Consider the following 16,657-nt stretch of genomic DNA (forward strand, 5'->3'; position numbering starts at 1 on the left):
CCTGTGACGCCCATCTCGGGCTGGGCTCAGAGGCGGCCGACCGCGGCGCGGAGCGCGCGCTCGGCGTCGAGCCCGGCGGCGCGGGCGGCGCGCACGGCGTCGAGCAGGAAGTCCCCGAGCTCCTCCTCGGTCGCGAATCCCGCCGAGGTCACCCCACCGGACGCCGAGGTCGGGGCATCGGGCCCGCCGGCCGGCCCGGCGCCCTCCAGGGCACGCCGCCGCTCGGCCCGCCCCAGCGCCTTCTGGGCGAGGGCGAGGGCGGGCAGGTGCCGCGGAAGCCCCTCGAGCGCGTCGGGGCCGACGAGCCGGGGCGAGCCGTCGCCGTCGGGCCCGGGTCCCTGCCCCGACCCGGCGGCCGCCTTCTCCTGGCGCTTGGCCTCGTCCCACGAGGCGATGATCTCGGCCACGGTGGTCGGGAAGCTCGGCTGCAGCGCGCCGTCGGGCGTGAAGACGTGGCGGTTGCGCCGGACGAGCTTCGCGGTGAGCGCCCCCGCGACGCCGTCGAGGTCGAACGCGCCGCGCTCCCGCGCGATCTCGGCGTGCAGGACCACCTGCAGGAGCACGTCGGCGAGCTCGCCCCGCAGCTCCTCCTCCGGCTGGCCGTCCTCGATCGCCTCGACGAGCTCGTAGGACTCCTCGATCAGGTACGTCACGAGAGAGGCGTGCGTGAGCGCGGCCGTCCAGAGGCAGTGCTCCCGCAGGAGCCGCACCACCTCCACGAGACGGTCGACGGCGGCGCTCACCTCACGGCTCCCCCGCACCCGCGGCCTCACCCGGCCCGTGCCTACTCGGCAAGGTTCGCGTAGGCCTCGTTGATGTACTCGACGAGGTCCTCACGGTCCTCGAGCGGCAGGAATGCGGCCTCGGCGGCGTTGAGTGTGATCTCGAGCAGGTCGTCGAGGTCGTAGTCGAAGGCCTCCACGAGCAGCTCGAACTCGTCCGTGAGCGTCACGCCGCTCATGAGCCGGTTGTCGGTGTTGACCGTGACGTTGAAGCCGAGCTCGTAGAGCATGTCGAAGGGGTGGTCGAGGATGTCCTCGCCCCAGGCGGCGATCGCGCCGGTCTGGAGGTTCGAGGACGGGCAGAGCTCGAGCGGGATCCCGCGGTCGCGGACCCACGCGGCCAGCTCGCCGAGCGTGACGTCGAGGATCGGCACGCCGTCCTCGTCGACCTCGTCGGTCGAGTCGACGGTGATGTCCTCGGCGATGCGCACGCCGTGGCCGAGGCGGAGGGCGCGCCCGTCGACGAGGGCCGACTGGATGCTCGCGAGGCCGGCGGCCTCTCCGGCGTGGACGGTGGCCGGGAAGTTGTTCTGCGCGAGGTAGGTGAAGGCCTCGGCGAAGCGCGAGGGCGGGAAGCCGTCCTCGGCCCCGGCGATGTCGAACCCGACCGCGCCGCGGTCGCGGTGGCGCACGGCGAGCTCGGCGATCGCCTGGGAGTTGTCGGCGTGGCGCATGGCCGTGATGAGCTGGCCGACGGCGATGACCCGCCCCGACTCCTCCACGAGGGCCATGCCGTCCTCGAGGCCGGCCTGGACGGCCTCGACGGCCTCGTCGAGGGTGAGCCCGTCGGTGAGGTGCTGCTCGGGCGCCCAGCGCACCTCGCCGTACACCACGCCGTCGTCCGCGAGGTCCTCGACGAACTCCCGTGCGATCCGGCGCAGGGCCGGGGCGGTCTGCATCACGGCGATCGTGTGGTCGAACGTCTCGAGGTACCGGGGCAGGGAGCCGGAGTCCGCGGCGTCCCGGAACCACTGCCCGAGGGCCACGGGGTCCGTGGACGGGAGCTCGTGGCCGATCTCGGCGGCGAGCTCGATGATGGTCGCGGGGCGCAGGCCGCCGTCGAGGTGGTCGTGGAGGGAGACCTTGGGCAGCGCCCGGAGGTCGAAGGAGAGGTCCGGGGCGGCGTCGATGTTCGGCTCAGTCACGCCCCAACTCTATTGAAGCTGGGGGCAGCAGGCCACCGCGCAGGTCACTCCCCCGGAGTGGGCGTGGTCTCGCGCTCGCGCGGCGCGTAGTCGTCGGCGGGCAGATGGGGCCGCAGGGCGAGCTCGCGCTCGTGCTCCGCCCTCGCCGCCGCGGCGGCCCGGCGGGCGTCGACCGTGTCGCGCCAGCGGTGGAGGACCGTGATGCTGTGGTCCAGGAGCACGCCGAGGACGAGTGCGAAGGCGACGGCGACCACGACGCTCAGGAGCGGGTTGTGGTGCAGCCAGGGGAAGGAGCTCGCGAGGAGGCCCACCCCGAGCGAGTAGCCCACCCACGTCAGGCACGCGAAGCCGTCGAGCCAGAAGAACGTGCGGTGGCGGAACCCGGTGCTGCCGGAGACGTAGTTGACCGCCACGCGGCCCCAGGGGATGTACCGGGCGGTGAAGATCAGCACGGCGCCGCGCTTGTCGAGCTCGTGCCGGGCCCAGCCGAAGACCTTCTGCACGCGCGGGCGCCGCATCCACTTCCAGCGGTCGGTGCCGATCCTGCGCCCGAGGAAGTAGGCCACGTTGTCGCCTGCCATCGCCCCGATGAGCGCTGTGGCGCCCAGGATCCACAGGTTGGGCTCGCCGGAATGGCGCCAGTACGCGGCGAGGGCCACGATGAGCGTCTCGCTCGGCGCGATCGTCGCGAAGCCGTCGACGAAGAAGAAGACGAGGAGGATCGGGTAGATCCACCACTGGCCGGCAGCATGGAGGATCGCGTGATCGATGAAGGTCAACGACATGCGGTATTGCTCCTCCGGATACTGGGCCTCCTCCAGTGTCCCATGCGCAGGCTCAGGCGACTATCCGCCCTAAGGCCCTAGATCGCGCCGGGGGCGATCCTCCGTGCGGACGACGCCGGCCCCTCCCCCGGGCGGAGGTGCTCGCCTTGGGTCGGGGCCGGGTTCGGCGTGCTAGGCGATGCGGTCGAAGATGAGCGGGGTGGCCGGGCGGGAGCCTTCCGGCGCGATCGTGACCGCGCCCTCGAGCGCCTCGTGCGCACGGCCGAAGCGCTCGGGGGTGTCGGTCAGCAGCGTCATGAGCGGCTCCCCCGCGCGGACCGTCGCGCCCGGCTTGGCATGCAGCCGCACGCCGGCGCCGGCCTGGACGGCGTCCTCCTTGCGCGCCCGGCCGGCGCCGAGCCGCCACGCGGCGACGCCGACGGAGAGCGCGTCGAGGCCCACGAGGACTCCGTCGGCCGGGGCGTAGACCGTCTCCGACTCCTTAGCGCGCGGGAGCGGGGCGTCCGGGTCGCCGCCCTGGGCGGCGATCATCCGCCGCCACACGTCCATCGCACGGCCGTCCTTGAGCGCCTGCGCCGGGTCGCCCTGCACGCCCGAGGCCTCGAGCATCTCCTCGGCCAGCCGGACCGTGAGCGCCACGACGTCCTCCGGGCCTCCGCCGGCGAGGACCTCGAGGGACTCCTCGACCTCGATCGCGTTGCCGGCGGTGAGGCCGAGCGGGGTGTCCATGTCGGTCAGGAGCGCCACGGTGCGCACCCCGGCGTCCTGGCCGAGGGCCACCATCGTCTCGGCCAGCTCGCGGGCGTCGGCCTCATCCTTCATGAAGGCCCCGGAGCCGACCTTGACGTCGAGGACCAGCGCGCCGGTCCCCTCGGCGATCTTCTTGCTCATGATCGAGGAGGCGATGAGCGGGATCGCCTCGACGGTGCCGGTGACGTCGCGCAGCGCGTAGAGCTTCTTGTCTGCCGGGGCGAGCCCGGCGCCCGCGGCGCAGATGACCGCCCCGACGTCGTCGAGCTGGGCCATCATCTCCTCGTTGCTCAGGGCCGCCCGCCAGCCCGGGATCGACTCGAGCTTGTCCAGTGTCCCGCCGGTGTGGCCGAGGCCGCGGCCGGAGAGCTGCGGGACGGCCACCCCGAACACGGCCACGAGGGGCGCGAGCGGGAGCGTGATCTTGTCCCCGACCCCGCCGGTGGAGTGCTTGTCGGCCGTCGGCCGCTGCCCGCCGGAGCGGCTGCGGAGGGAGGAGAAGTCGAGCCGCTCGCCCGAGGCGATCATCGCCGTCGTCCATCGGGCCGTCTCCCGGTGGGTCATGCCGTTGAGGAGGATCGCCATGGCGAGGGCGGACATCTGCTCATCGGCCACGGCCCCGCGCGTGTAGGCGTCGATGACCCAGTCGATCTGGGCGTCGCTGAGCTCGCGCCGGTCGCGCTTGGCGCGGATGACGTCGACGGCGTCGTGCGCTTCGGCACGCGCCCCGTTCCCGGAGGTGGTCACTGGTGTCCTTCCGTCGATCAGTTCTGCAGGTTCTGCGGCCCGAACGCGTCGGGGAGCACCTCGTCCATGGTCCGCACGCCGCTCACCGTGAGCAGCACCATCCCGGGCGCGCGGAACTCGTAGAGGAGCTGGCGGCAGCGGCCGCACGGCATGAGCACGCTGCCGGACGCGTCGACGCAGGCGAAGGCCGCGATCCGGCCGCCGCCGCCGAGCCGGAGCTGGCCCACGAGGGTGCACTCGGCGCAGAGGGTGAGCCCGTACGAGGCGTTCTCGACGTTGCAGCCGGTGATGATCCGGCCGTCGTCGGTCAGCGCCGCCGCGCCGACGGGGAAGTCCGAGTACGGCGCGTAGGCGGCGTGCATGGCCCGGGTGGCCGCCGCGGTGAGGGCGTCCCAGTCGACCTCGGGTGCCGTGGGCTCACTGCTTGACATACGGGATGCCCTCCATGGCCGGCGGCCGCGAGCGGCCGACGAGCCCGGCGACGGCGAACACGGTGACCACGTACGGGAGCATGGCCATGAACTGGCTCGGGACCGGCGAGCCGATGATCGTGATGATGCTCTGGAGGTTGTCGGCGAAGCCGAACAGGAGCGAGGCCAGGAAGGCCCCGATCGGGTTCCAGCGCCCGAAGATCAGGGCGGCGAGGGCGATGTAGCCGCGGCCGGCGGACATCTCCTTGCTGAACGCGTCCACGGCGACGAGGGTGAAGAACGAGCCGCCGATGCCCGCGACCGCCCCGCCGAGGATCGTGTTCCAGAACCGGGTCCGGTTGACGTTGACGCCCAGGGTGTCCGCGGCCTGGGGGTGCTCCCCCACGGCCCGCACGCGCAGGCCCCAGCGCGTGTGGAACAGCCCCACGTAGACCACCACGACGGCGATGTACATCAGGTAGCCCACGAGCGACTGGCGGAAGAGGATCGGCCCGATCACCGGCACGTCCGCGAGGATGGGGATCTCGATGGTGCCCAGGTGCGGGGGCTTGTTGAGCCCGTCGGGGTCCTCGGTGAGCAGGGTGGAGAAGAGGAAGTTGGTCAGCCCGACCACGAGGACGTTGAGCACGACGCCGACGATGATCTGGTTCACCAGGTACTTGATGCTCACGAGGGCGAGGATGAGGGACACGAGCGCCCCGGCCACCGCCGCCGCGACGAGGCCCACGTACACGTTGTGCGCGAGGGTGGCGCCGACCGCAGCACTGAAGGCGCCCATGAGCAGCTGGCCCTCGATCGCGATGTTGACGATGCCCGACCGCTCGCACAGCACCCCCGAGAGGGAGCCGAACACGAGCGGGACCGAGAGCGTGACGGCACCCGCGAGCAGGCCGGCGAGGGAGATGAAGGGGGTCTGGTCGCGGCCGCCGGCCACGATCCACACGAGGAAGCCCACGAGGAAGGCGACGGCGAAGACGGCGCCGACCCAGCCCGGCGTCGGGCGCCGCGCGGAGGCGAGCCACACCGAGTAGGCCGCGCCGGCGAGCATGACGGCGGCGGTGAGCCAGCCGACGACGGGCGAGCTGACGGTGACGACCGTGACCCCGGCGACGCCCAGGATCGCCAGGAGGAACACGACGACCGCGGCGGCGAGCGCCCCGGTGAGCCAGCGGGCCGGGGTGCGGCCGGCGCGGGGGCCCCAGAACCGGAGGTATCCGAACCAGGCCGCGGCGACGAGCGCGACGGCGAGGGCGAGCCATGCAGCCACCCCGGAGGCCTCCCGCCCCGCGTCGACGAGGCCGAACGAGGCGTTCTTGCTGCCCGAGAGCGCGCCGAAGAGCACCGTGCCGAGCACGGCGAGGAGACTGAGCCCGATCGGGGCCTTGAGGGATACGGGCGCGGCGACGGGGCGCGCGGCCTGCGGCGCGGCGGCTGCTGTGCTGGTGCTCATGACGCGGCTCCGCTCTCGGCAGCTTCGGCCGGTGTGGGGGTGGGTGGCCCGGACCGGCGGCGCTTCCTCCTGCGCGGGCCGAGGCCGAAGATCGCCCGCACGAGCGGCGGGGCGGCGATGAAGAGGACGATGAGCGACTGGATCACGAGGACGATGTCGATCGGCGTCTGGGTGACGGCCTGCATGGAGACCCCGCCGGCGCGGAACGCCCCGAAGAGCAGGCCGGCGAAGAACGTCCCCCACGGGGTCGACCTGCCGAGCAGTGCCACGGTGATGGCGTCGAAGCCGATCGAGGCCGCCACGCCCCCGGAGAGGTACTTCTCGGTGCCGGACACCTGGGCGATGCCGGCGAGGCCCGAGAGCGCTCCGGCGAGGGCCATGACCAGGACCGTCGAGCGCCCGACATTGATGCCCGCCGTGCGCGCGGCGTTCGGGTTGGCGCCGACGGCCCGGAACTCGAACCCCACGGTGGAGCGGGACAGGATCCACCACACGCCCCACGTGACGAGGATGGCAAGGATGAACCCGGCGTGCAGGCGGAACTGCGGCCCCAGGAGCTCCGGGAACAGGGCAGAGGCGTCCAGGAACGGCGAGATCGGGTTGGTCGAGCCCTTCCGCTGGAACGCGGGCGTGGTGAGCAGGAACAGGAGCAGGAAGCTCGCGATGTAGTTGAACATGATGGTCACGATGACCTCGTGGGCGCCGGTGCGCGCCTTGAGGAAGCCCACGATCCCGCCCCAGATGCCGCCGCCCACGATTCCGGCGAGGATCACCACGAGCAGGTGCAGCCCGAACGGAAGGTGCCACGCGAAGCCGACGTAGGCGCCGAAGAGGGCGCCGAAGATCAGCTGCCCCTGGGCCCCGATGTTGAACAGGCCGGCCCGGAAGGCGAGGGCCACGCCGAGGCCCGCGAGGATCAGCGGGGTCGAGACCGTGAGGGTCTCGGCGAGCGGGTAGAGCTGCGCGGCGAGGTCTGCGCCCTGCCAGTTGAAGATCGAGCCCTGGACCAGTGCGGCGTACGGGCGGAAGACCTCCGTGATGGTGTCGGAGGGCCGGGCGAAGAAGTAGCCCGCCGCGGTGGCGACCTTGGGGTTGGTCACCGCCATGAGGATCCCGCCGATGACGATCGCCAGGACCATGGACAGCAGGGACACCATCGGGGTGCCGGTGGCGATCCGGCGGAGAAGTGACTCGTCCGCCGCGGGGCCGGCGGGACCGCCGGGCGGCGGGGTCGGCACGGGCTGGGGCGCCTGGGCCGAGTCGGGCGCGTTCTGCACGTCAGCCATGTGTCTCTCCTGTGGTGTGCTCGCCGCCGGTGTGGCGGGCCTCGGCGGCGGCGGCCGCGGCCTCGTCAGCATGCATGCCTGCCATCATCAGGCCGAGGACGTCGCGGGGGGTGCCACCGTCGACGATGCCCATGAGGCGTCCGCGGTAGAGCACGGCGATGCGGTCCGAGAGCTCCATGATCTCGTCCAGTTCGGTCGAGACGATCATGACTGGAGTCCCGCGGTCCCGCTCGGCGAGGATGCGGCGGTGGAGGAACTCGATCGAGCCCACGTCCACGCCGCGGGTGGGCTGGGAGGCGATGAAGAGGCGCAGGGGCCGCGAGAGCTCGCGCGCCATGACCACCTTCTGCTGGTTTCCCCCCGAGAGGGACGACGCCGGCGCATCGGGTGAGCCCGCGCGGATGTCGAACTCCTCGATCTTCTCCTTGGCCTGGGCCGCGACGCGGCCCGGGCTCATCGCGAGCCCGCGGGCGAACGGCGCGCGGTCGTAGAGGTCCAGGACGAGGTTCTCCGCGACGCTGAACGCACCCACGAGGCCATCGTGCGAACGGTCCTCGGGGACGAACCCGACCCCCGCCTCGAGGACCTGCTTGACGCTGCGTCCGAGCAGCTCCGCGCCGTCGAGGGTCACCGAGCCGGTGACGTGCCGGTGGAGGCCGAGGATGGCCTCGGTGAGCTCGGTCTGGCCGTTGCCCTGGACGCCGGCGACGGCGAGGATCTCTCCTTGCGCGATGTCGAAGGACACCCCGTCCACGATCCGCTGGCCCGTGGGCGCCACGAGCGTCAGGTCCCGCACCGAGAAGGTGGTCTCCGCGGGCTGGGCAGGAGCCTTGTCGAGGGTGAGGCTCACGGGGCGTCCCACCATCATGGCCGCGAGCTCGGCCGGGGCGGCCGACGGCGGGGCGTCGCCGACCACGCGGCCCCGCCGGATCACCGTGATGACGTCCGCGACCGCCTTGACCTCGCGCAGCTTGTGGGAGATGAAGATGATCGAGGTGCCGGAGGCCTTGAGCCCGTCCATGATCGCGAGCAGTTCGTCCGTCTCCTGCGGGGTCAGGACGGCGGTGGGCTCGTCGAGGATCAGGACCTTCGCGTCGCGGACGAGGGCCTTGATGATCTCGACGCGCTGCTGCACGCCCACGGGGAGGTCCTCGATGCGGGCATCCGGGTCGACGTCGAACCCATAGCGGGACGAGATCTCGCGGATCCGGGCCCGGGTCGCGTCGAGGTCGAGGAAGCCTCCGGCCTTCGTGGCCTCCGCCCCGAGGGCCACGTTCTCGGCCACCGTGAAGACCGGGACGAGCATGAAGTGCTGGTGCACCATGCCGATCCCGGCAGCCATCGCGTCCGCCGGGCCTCGGAACGCGACGGGCCTCCCGTCCACGAGGATCTCGCCCTCGGTGGGCTCGTAGAGCCCGTAGAGCACGTTCATGAGCGTCGACTTGCCGGCGCCGTTCTCGCCGAGCAGCGCATGGATCTGCGAGTCCTCGACGACGAGGTCAATGTGGTCGTTCGCGGCGAACGAGCCGAAGCGCTTGGTGATGCCGCGGAGTTCGAGTTTCACTGCGGGAACCGTCCCCTTGGATGAGGTGGGACCAGCTTGCTCCCCGGCACGCCAGCGCCGCCCGGCCGGCGAGCGGCGGGCGGCACTGGGTGGCCCGGTGCACGGGGCACCGTGGAGCCGGAGCGCTGGATGGGATCGTGGCCGGCGCTACTTCGAGACGGGGCTGGACTTCGACTCGACCTTGATGTTGCCCGAGATGATGTCCTTCTTGAGCTGGTCGAGCTCGCTCTTCATGTCCGCCGGGACCGCCGAGTCGAGGTCGTGGAACGGGGCGAGGGCAACGCCGCCGTTCGCGAGCGTGCCGACGTACGGCGTCGCGTCGAACTTGCCGTTGAGGTCGTCCTTGATGACGGATTCGACGGCGGTGGACATGGTCTTCTGGACCGACGTCAGCATGACCGACTTGTAGTCCGGGGCCGTGAGGTAGCCATCGGAGTCGACCCAGATGAGCTTGGCGTCCTGGCCGGCGTTCTTGGCGTCCAGCACTGCGGAGGCGGCACCGGGGCCGACCGCGCCCGCCACGGGGAGCACCACGTCCGCGCCCTGCTGGAGGAAGCCCTGGGTGAGGACCTTGCCCTTGTCGACGGACTTGAAGTCGCCCACGAAGGTGCCGTCCTGCTTGTCCTTGTCCCAGCCCAGGACCTGGACGTTCTTGCCCTTCTTCTGGTTGTAGTACTTCACGCCGTCGGCGAAGCCGTCCATGAAGATCGTCACCGTGGGGATGTTGAGGCCGCCGAACGTGGCCACCTTCCCGGTCTTGGAGACGCCCGCGGCGAGGTAGCCGGCGAGGAACGCGGCCTGGGCCGTGTCGTACACGATCGGCTTGACGTTCTTGGGGAACGCCGGGTCCGTGTAGTCGATGATCGCGAAGTGGCTGTTGGGGTTGGCGCTGGCGATGCTCTTAGTGGCGTCGCCGAGCAGGAAGCCGACGGTGACGGTGAGCTTGCAGCCCGCCTGCACCATGGAGCGCAGGTTCGGGTCGTAGTCGGTGTCGGCCTTCGACTGGACGTGCTTCTCCTGGATGCCGAGGTCCTTGACGGCCTTCTGGAGGCCCTCGTAGCCGGACTGGTTGAACGACTTGTCGTCGAAGCCGCCCGAGTCCGAGACCATGCAGCCGAGGTAGTTGGAGGCCTGGGCCGAGGAGCCGCCCGAGGAGCCCGACGTGGGCGGGGCCGAGCCGCAGCCGGCGAGGGCCAGCGCGGACACCGCTGCCAGGGCCACGCCCGCGACGCCGGCTCGGTGGAAGGGGGTACGGAAGCGGTTCAAGTAGTCCTCCAGAGTGGACGAGGGAATCCTCAGCCCCGGGGCCCCGAGGGACGCGCCGGGCGTGTGGTACAGCGCACTAGGGTAATCGAAAGGAGTCCTTCACACACTCGTGCGGGACGGCCGCCCCCGAATCGTTGGTGATTCGTTACCAACCTCACGGGAAGGCCCCACCGAAGCGTGGCAGCGCGGGGACGGCTCAGAGGTCGCGCAGGCTCCTCAGGGCGGCGGCGGCGAGGACCTGCACGCCGCAGCCGATGGCCGCCTCATCGACCACGTAGTCGCCGCGGTGGAGGTCGTACTCCTCCCCGCCCGGGGTGTGCGTGCCGAGGCGGAACATGGAGCCGGGGACTTCCGAGAGGAACCAGGCGAAGTCCTCTCCGCCCATCGACTGCGGGGTGAGCACCACGGCGTTCTCCCCCAGCTCGGCACGCGCCGCCGCCTCCAGCAGGGCGGTCTCGTGCTCGGAGTTCACGACCGGGGGCACGCCGCGGATGTGCTCGAGGCTCACCTCGACCCCATACGGCGCGGCGACCTGCTGGACCACGTCGTCGAGGAGCTCGCCGGCGCTGTGCCAGGCCTCGCGGTCGAGGCAGCGCATGGTGCCGGACATGGATCCGATGGCGGGGATGGCGTTCGGCGCGGCGCCCGCGGAGATCTGGCCCCAGACCACGGACACGCCGCTGCGCACGTCCACGCGCCGGGACAGGACCGCTGGGACGTTGACCGCGATCTGCGCCAGGGCGAAGACCAGGTCCTCCGTGAGGTGCGGCCGCGAGGTGTGGCCGCCGCGGCCGGTGAGCTGGATGCGGATCGTGTCGGAGGCCGAGGTGATCGGCCCGATGCGGGTGCCGATCTTGCCGACCTCGATGCGCGGATCGCAGTGGAGGGCCATGATCCGCGGCACGCCGGAGAGCACGCCCTGGCCCATGCAGGCCAGCGCGCCGCCGGGCATGGTCTCCTCGGCCGGCTGGAAGAGGACCCGCACGGTGCCCTCGAGCGGGGTCTCCTGGTCCATCTCGGCCAGGAGCAGCGCGACCCCCAGGGCCACCGTGGTGTGGACGTCGTGGCCGCACGCGTGGGTCACACCGTGGTTGCGCGAGGCGAAGGGCAGGCCCGTCTCCTCGATGATCGGCAGCGCGTCGATGTCGCCGCGCACCGCGGTGGCGATGGGGCCGGAGCCGATGTCGACGACGACACCCGTGCCATCGAGCCGGCGCGGCGCGAGCCCTGCAGCCTCGAGGCGCGCAACGATCCGGTCCGTGGTGCGGTACTCGTGGAAGGACAGCTCGGGGTGCGAGTGGAGGTCCCGGCGGAATTGGATCAGCTCGGGCAGGAAGGCCTCGAGACGGGGGCCTACGAGGGGCGTGGGCTTCGTCTCCGTCGTGTAGTTTCGCACCCGTTCACTCTAGCGTCACGGTTCTCAGAGGACGTCGAGGTCCCCGCTCGCCTTCAGACCGGCCACGGCGTTCTTGACCTTTTGCGCGTGCTCCGTCGTGGTGACCAGGAGGGCGTCGGGGGTGTCGACGATGACGACGTCCTCGATGCCGATGAGCGCGATGACCCTCTTCGTGTCCGAGACGACGATGCCGCTCGCGTCCTCGGTGAACACCCTGGCGCCCTCGCCGAGCACGGTCACGCGCTCGGCCTCCCGGGCGCTGTTGAGCCGGCCGATCGCGGCGAAGTCGCCGACGTCGTCCCAGCGGAACGCGCCGGGCACGACGGCGACGTCCCCGGCGGCGGCGGCCGGCTCGGCGACGGCGTAGTCGATCGCGATCTTCGGCAGCGTGGGCCACACGCGGGCCGCGACCTCGTCGCGGGCCGGGGTGTCCCAGGCCTCGGCGATCTCCGTCAGCCCGGCATAGAGCTCGGGCTGGTTCGCCGCGAGGTGCTCGAGCATGAGGGCCACCGGAGCCACGAACATGCCCGCGTTCCACAGGTACTCGCCCGAGGCGAGGTACTTCTCCGCAACCTCGAGGTTCGGCTTCTCGACGAACTCCACGACGGCGCGCGCGCTCGGTGCGCCCGCGACGTCGAGCGGCTCGCCTCCGCGGATGTAGCCGAAGCCCGTGGAGGGGTGCGTCGGCTCGATGCCGATGGTGACGATCTTCCCCCGCTCGCCCGAGGCGGCCGTGAGGATCGCCTCGCGGACGGCAGCCTGGAAGACGCCGTCGGGGCTGATGACCTGGTCGGCGGCGAAGGAGCCCATGATCGTGGCCGGGTCCCGTCGGTACAGGATCGCCGCGGCAAGGCCGATCGCGGCCCCCGAGTCCTTCGGCTCACTCTCGAGGACGAGGTTCGCCGCGTCCAGCTCGGGGATCTGCCGGCAGACGGCGGCCCGGTGGGCCTCGCCCGTCACCACGAGGAAGCGGCCCCCCGCCAGCGGCGTCAGCCTGTCGTACGTCGCGCGGATGAGAGTGCTGCCGGACCCCGTGAGGTCGTGCAGGAACTTGGGCGCGGCGGCGCGCGAGAGCGGCCACAGGCGGGTGCCCACGCCGCCCGCGGGGATCACCGCGACGAACTTCTCGAGCGGATCCTGCGGGGCGGGCGCCGGGCCGGCGACGGGGGCAGTATTCTCTGTCATCACCCCCCACTGTAGTGGGCCGGATGCCCGGATCACGGTCGCGCACGGACCGCAAGAGGGGGCACTGTGACAATCCCCACTGGTTTAACATGCCCCAGAGGCCCTTTTGAGTAAGCTGTGGGCGATGCCTAGATTTAGGCTGGAATCCGACTAGGTGAGCGCGCCCTACGCACAGCAGGGCCACTCCGCACCGGTTGCCCCCTCCGCATGGGCCCCATGCGGGCGCCGGTGCCCGCAGGGAGGTTTATTCAGTGCCGACAAAACCAGCTGGCACCCTGTACCGCGGCCGTGAAGGCATGTGGTCGTGGGTCGTACACCGGATCACCGGCGTCGTCATCTTCTTCTTCTTGTTGGTGCACGTCCTGGACACCTCATTGGTGCGAGTGTCCCCCGAGGTGTACACGGCGGTCATCGCCGAATACAAGAACCCGCTTATGGCCCTCGGCGAGACTGGTCTCGTCGCTGCCATCCTCTTCCACGCCTTCAACGGCCTGCGCGTGATCCTCGTGGACTTCTGGAAGAACGGCCCCAAGTACCAGCGGCAGATGCTCTGGACGGTCGTGATCGTCTGGGTCGTCGTGTTCGCAGGCTTCGCCATCCGCCACCTCTCACTCGCGCTGGGAGCCCACTGACATGACCACAGCACCTGAAATCCGCGAGCCGCGCAGCACATCCGTGACCGGCCGCATCGCCCCGCAGTACAAGCGCAGCGGGGGCCCGAAGGGCCAGTTCGAGATGTTGGCCTGGCTGTTCATGCGCCTGTCCGGCATCGTCCTGGTCGTCCTGATCTTCGGCCACCTCTTCGTGAACCTGATGGTCGGCCAGGGCGTCCACGGCATCGACTTCGGCTTCGTCGCCGGGAAGTGGGCCAGCCCGTTCTGGCAGGTCTGGGACCTCGCCATGCTCTGGCTCGCGATGCTCCACGGCTCCAACGGCGTGCGCACCATCATCAACGACTACGCCGAGCGGGACTCCGTCCGCTTCTGGCTCAAGGCGGTCCTCTTCGCGGCCAGCGCCATCATCGTGATCCTCGGCACCCTGGTGATCTTCACCTTCGATCCGTGCCCGGTGGTCAACGGTGTCCGCACCGTGGCCGACTACTGCCCCGCCTCGTAACCAGCGGATCCCCCGCAAGAAATGGAGCTTCACAGCATGCAGGTCCACAAATACGATGTGGTGATCGTCGGCGCCGGTGGCGCCGGCATGCGGGCAGCGATCGAGGCCGGCCAGCGGGCCCGTACCGCCGTGCTGACCAAGCTGTACCCCACCCGCTCGCACACGGGAGCCGCCCAGGGCGGCATGTGCGCGGCCCTCGCCAACGTCGAGGAAGACAACTGGGAGTGGCACACCTTCGACACCGTCAAGGGCGGCGACTACCTCGTCGACCAGGACGCGGCGGAGGTCATGGCCAAGGAGGCCATCGACGCGGTCCTCGACCTCGAGAAGATGGGCCTGCCGTTCAACCGCACGCCCGAGGGCCGGATCGACCAGCGTCGCTTCGGCGGCCACACCCGCGACCACGGCAAGGCCCCGGTCCGCCGCGCGTGCTACGCCGCCGACCGCACCGGCCACATGATCCTCCAGACGCTGTACCAGAACTGCGTCAAGCACAACGTCGAGTTCTACAACGAGTACTACGTGCTCGACCTGCTCGTCGTCGAAGAGGAGGCGACCCGCGAGGACGGCACCGTCTACCAGCAGAAGCGCGTGGCCGGCGTCGTCAGCTACGACCTCGCCTCCGGCGAGCTGCACGTCTTCCAGGCCAAGGCCGTCGTGTTCGCCACGGGCGGCGCGGGCAAGGTCTTCAAGACGACCTCGAACGCCCACACCCTCACCGGTGACGGCATGGGGATCGCGTTCCGCCGCGGCATCCCGCTCGAGGACATGGAGTTCATCCAGTTCCATCCGACCGGCCTCGCCGGCCTCGGCATCCTCCTCTCGGAGGCCGCCCGCGGCGAGGGCGCGATCCTGCGCAACTCCGAGGGCGAGCGCTTCATGGAGCGCTACGCGCCGACCATCAAGGATCTCGCCCCGCGTGACATCGTGGCCCGTTCGATGGCCAACGAGGTGCGCGAGGGACGCGGCGCCGGTCCGAACAAGGACTACGTGCTGCTCGACCTCACCCACCTCGAGCCCGCGCACATCGACGCGAAGCTGCCGGACATCACCGAGTTCGCGCGGACCTACCTCGGCGTCGAGCCCTACACGGAGCCCGTGCCGGTGTTCCCCACCGCGCACTACATCATGGGCGGCGTGCCGACCAACATCAAGGGCGAGGTCCTCCAGGACAACGACACCGTGGTCCCCGGCCTGTACGCGGCCGGCGAGGTTGCGTGCGTCTCCGTGCACGGATCCAACCGCCTCGGCACCAACTCGCTGCTCGACATCAACGTCTTCGGCAAGCGCTCCGGCATCAACGCCGCGGAGTACGCCAAGACCGCCGAGTTCGTCGAGCTGCCGGAGAACCCGGCCGCCGAGACGGTCGCCATGCTCGACGCCGTCCGCAACGCCTCCGGCACCGAGCGGATCGCCGCGATCCGCGCGGACCTGCAGGAGACCATGGACGCGAACATGCAGGTGTTCCGCACCAAGGACTCGATCGCGCAGGCCCTCGCGGACATCTCCAAGCTCCGCGAGCGGTACCGCAACATCGGCATCCAGGACAAGGGCAAGCGCTTCAACCTCGACCTCCTCGAGGCCGTGGAGCTCGGCTTCCTCCTGGACCTTGCCGAGGTCATGACCGTTGCTGCGCTGCACCGCAAGGAGTCCCGCGGCGGCCACTACCGCGAGGACTTCCCCGATCGCGACGACGCCAACTGGATGAAGCACACGATGCTCTACAAGGACGACGCCGCGGAAACCGAGGGCATCAAGGGCCTGCGCTTCGGCACGAAGCCCGTTGTCTTCACCCGTTACGAGCCGATGGAGCGTAAGTACTGATGACCGCCTCAACCGCTGAGCCAGCGTCCAAGGTCGAGCTGCCCGCGAGCGTGGGCGGCGGGGGCGAGATCCCCACGTTCGATGTGACGCTGCGTGTGCGCCGCTACAACCCGGAGGTCTCCGAGGAGTCGAGCTGGGACGAGTTCCAGGTGACGATGTACGGCACCGACCGCGTCCTGGACGCCCTGCACAAGGTGAAGTGGGAGCACGATGGATCGCTCTCGTTCCGCCGCTCGTGCGCGCACGGCGTGTGCGGCTCCGACGCCATGCGCATCAACGGCCGCAACCGCCTGGCGTGCAAGACCCTCCTGAAGGACCTCGACACGTCCAAGCCGATCACGGTGGAGCCCATCAAGGGCCTGCCCGTCGAGAAGGACCTGATCGTGGACATGGAGCCGTTCTTCCAGTCCTACCGGGAGATCATGCCGTTCCTGATCTCCAAGGGCCACGAGCCCACCAAGGAGCGCCTCCAGTCGGCTGAGGAGCGGGCCCGGTTCGACGACACCACCAAGTGCATCCTGTGCGCCGCGTGCACCTCGTCCTGCCCGGTGTTCTGGACCGACGGGCAGTACTTCGGGCCGGCGGCCATCGTCAACGCGCACCGCTTCATCTTCGATTCGCGCGACGATGCCGGCGACATGCGCCTCGAGATCCTCAACGACAAGGAGGGCGTGTGGCGCTGCCGCACGACCTTCAACTGCACCGAGGCGTGCCCCCGCGGCATCCAGGTGACGCAGGCGATCGCCGAGGTCAAGCAGGCCATCCTGAACCGCAAGATGTAGGGAACCGCCGCCCGGCATGCGAAAGGGCGCCGCTCGTCTGAACTGCTCCCCTGGAGTTGGACTGAGAAATTCAGTTCCGATTGCAGGGGAGCAGTTTTGTGTATGCATGGAGTTCGTTGTCAGAGGATGAGCGTTCGGCAGCGGTAGC

The 16,657-nt window shown here is 70.5% G+C and carries 15 protein-coding genes; 4 read left to right on the forward strand and 11 right to left on the reverse strand.

Going from position 1 to position 16,657, the window contains the following annotated elements; genetic code table 11:
* Positions 1-26 precede the first annotated feature (26 nt).
* The 11 genes from ACVWWH_RS14410 to ACVWWH_RS14460 all read right to left on the reverse strand — a co-directional run bounded on the left by ACVWWH_RS14410 (position 27) and on the right by ACVWWH_RS14460 (position 12,787).
* On the reverse strand, positions 27-743 hold the full coding sequence (locus ACVWWH_RS14410; protein WP_084249371.1) for a MazG nucleotide pyrophosphohydrolase domain-containing protein: 717 nt from the start codon (positions 741-743) through the stop codon (positions 27-29).
* A gap of 41 nt (positions 744-784) precedes the next feature.
* Positions 785-1,927, reverse strand: coding sequence for an adenosine deaminase (locus tag ACVWWH_RS14415; RefSeq protein ID WP_066496868.1), 1,143 nt, complete (start codon positions 1,925-1,927; stop codon positions 785-787).
* 44 nt (positions 1,928-1,971) lie between these two features.
* Complete coding sequence (locus ACVWWH_RS14420; protein WP_457317037.1) at positions 1,972-2,706, reverse strand: DedA family protein; 735 nt, start codon at positions 2,704-2,706, stop codon at positions 1,972-1,974.
* Between the two features lie 177 nt (positions 2,707-2,883).
* The gene (locus ACVWWH_RS14425; protein WP_457317023.1) at positions 2,884-4,209 is read right to left on the reverse strand and encodes a thymidine phosphorylase; all 1,326 of its coding nucleotides are present in this window, start codon (positions 4,207-4,209) and stop codon (positions 2,884-2,886) included.
* A 17-nt stretch (positions 4,210-4,226) separates the two neighbouring features.
* On the reverse strand, positions 4,227-4,640 hold the full coding sequence (locus ACVWWH_RS14430) for a cytidine deaminase (protein WP_457317024.1): 414 nt from the start codon (positions 4,638-4,640) through the stop codon (positions 4,227-4,229).
* A complete protein-coding gene (locus tag ACVWWH_RS14435) occupies positions 4,627-6,090 on the reverse strand; it encodes an ABC transporter permease (protein WP_457317025.1) in 1,464 nt (487 codons plus the stop codon). The genes ACVWWH_RS14430 and ACVWWH_RS14435 overlap by 14 nt, the downstream gene beginning before the upstream one ends.
* On the reverse strand, positions 6,087-7,376 hold the full coding sequence (locus tag ACVWWH_RS14440; protein ID WP_457317026.1) for an ABC transporter permease: 1,290 nt from the start codon (positions 7,374-7,376) through the stop codon (positions 6,087-6,089). Before ACVWWH_RS14440 ends, ACVWWH_RS14435 begins: the two co-directional genes overlap by 4 nt.
* Positions 7,369-8,940 carry an ABC transporter ATP-binding protein gene (locus ACVWWH_RS14445; protein ID WP_066496862.1) on the reverse strand — a complete coding sequence of 524 codons (1,572 nt, stop codon included), beginning with the start codon at positions 8,938-8,940 and terminating at the stop codon, positions 7,369-7,371. The genes ACVWWH_RS14440 and ACVWWH_RS14445 overlap by 8 nt, the downstream gene beginning before the upstream one ends.
* Before the next feature lie 147 nt (positions 8,941-9,087).
* Positions 9,088-10,206: a BMP family lipoprotein gene (locus ACVWWH_RS14450; protein WP_457317027.1), complete on the reverse strand. Its 1,119-nt coding sequence runs from the start codon at positions 10,204-10,206 to the stop codon at positions 9,088-9,090.
* Between the two features lie 196 nt (positions 10,207-10,402).
* Positions 10,403-11,602, reverse strand: a complete 1,200-nt coding sequence (locus ACVWWH_RS14455) for an amidohydrolase (protein ID WP_457317028.1) — start codon at positions 11,600-11,602, stop codon at positions 10,403-10,405.
* A 24-nt stretch (positions 11,603-11,626) separates the two neighbouring features.
* On the reverse strand, positions 11,627-12,787 hold the full coding sequence (locus tag ACVWWH_RS14460; protein WP_457317029.1) for a mannose-1-phosphate guanylyltransferase: 1,161 nt from the start codon (positions 12,785-12,787) through the stop codon (positions 11,627-11,629).
* A gap of 251 nt (positions 12,788-13,038) precedes the next feature.
* On the opposite strand from ACVWWH_RS14460, the gene sdhC reads away from it, so the two are divergent.
* Genes sdhC through ACVWWH_RS14480 form a run of 4 tightly spaced genes read left to right on the forward strand, consistent with a single transcriptional unit; the run spans position 13,039 to position 16,509 of the window.
* Positions 13,039-13,419, forward strand: coding sequence for a succinate dehydrogenase, cytochrome b556 subunit (gene sdhC / locus ACVWWH_RS14465; protein WP_084249366.1), 381 nt, complete (start codon positions 13,039-13,041; stop codon positions 13,417-13,419).
* Position 13,420: 1 nt separating this feature from the next.
* Positions 13,421-13,903, forward strand: a complete 483-nt coding sequence (locus ACVWWH_RS14470) for a succinate dehydrogenase hydrophobic membrane anchor subunit (protein ID WP_066496856.1) — start codon at positions 13,421-13,423, stop codon at positions 13,901-13,903.
* A gap of 36 nt (positions 13,904-13,939) precedes the next feature.
* Entirely contained in the window at positions 13,940-15,727 is a 1,788-nt protein-coding gene (sdhA, locus tag ACVWWH_RS14475) for a succinate dehydrogenase flavoprotein subunit (protein WP_066496854.1), read from the forward strand.
* On the forward strand, positions 15,727-16,509 hold the full coding sequence (locus tag ACVWWH_RS14480) for a succinate dehydrogenase iron-sulfur subunit (RefSeq protein WP_457317030.1): 783 nt from the start codon (positions 15,727-15,729) through the stop codon (positions 16,507-16,509). The genes sdhA and ACVWWH_RS14480 overlap by 1 nt, the downstream gene beginning before the upstream one ends.
* Positions 16,510-16,657 lie beyond the last annotated feature (148 nt).

Source organism: Sinomonas sp. RB5 (assembly GCF_054063535.1).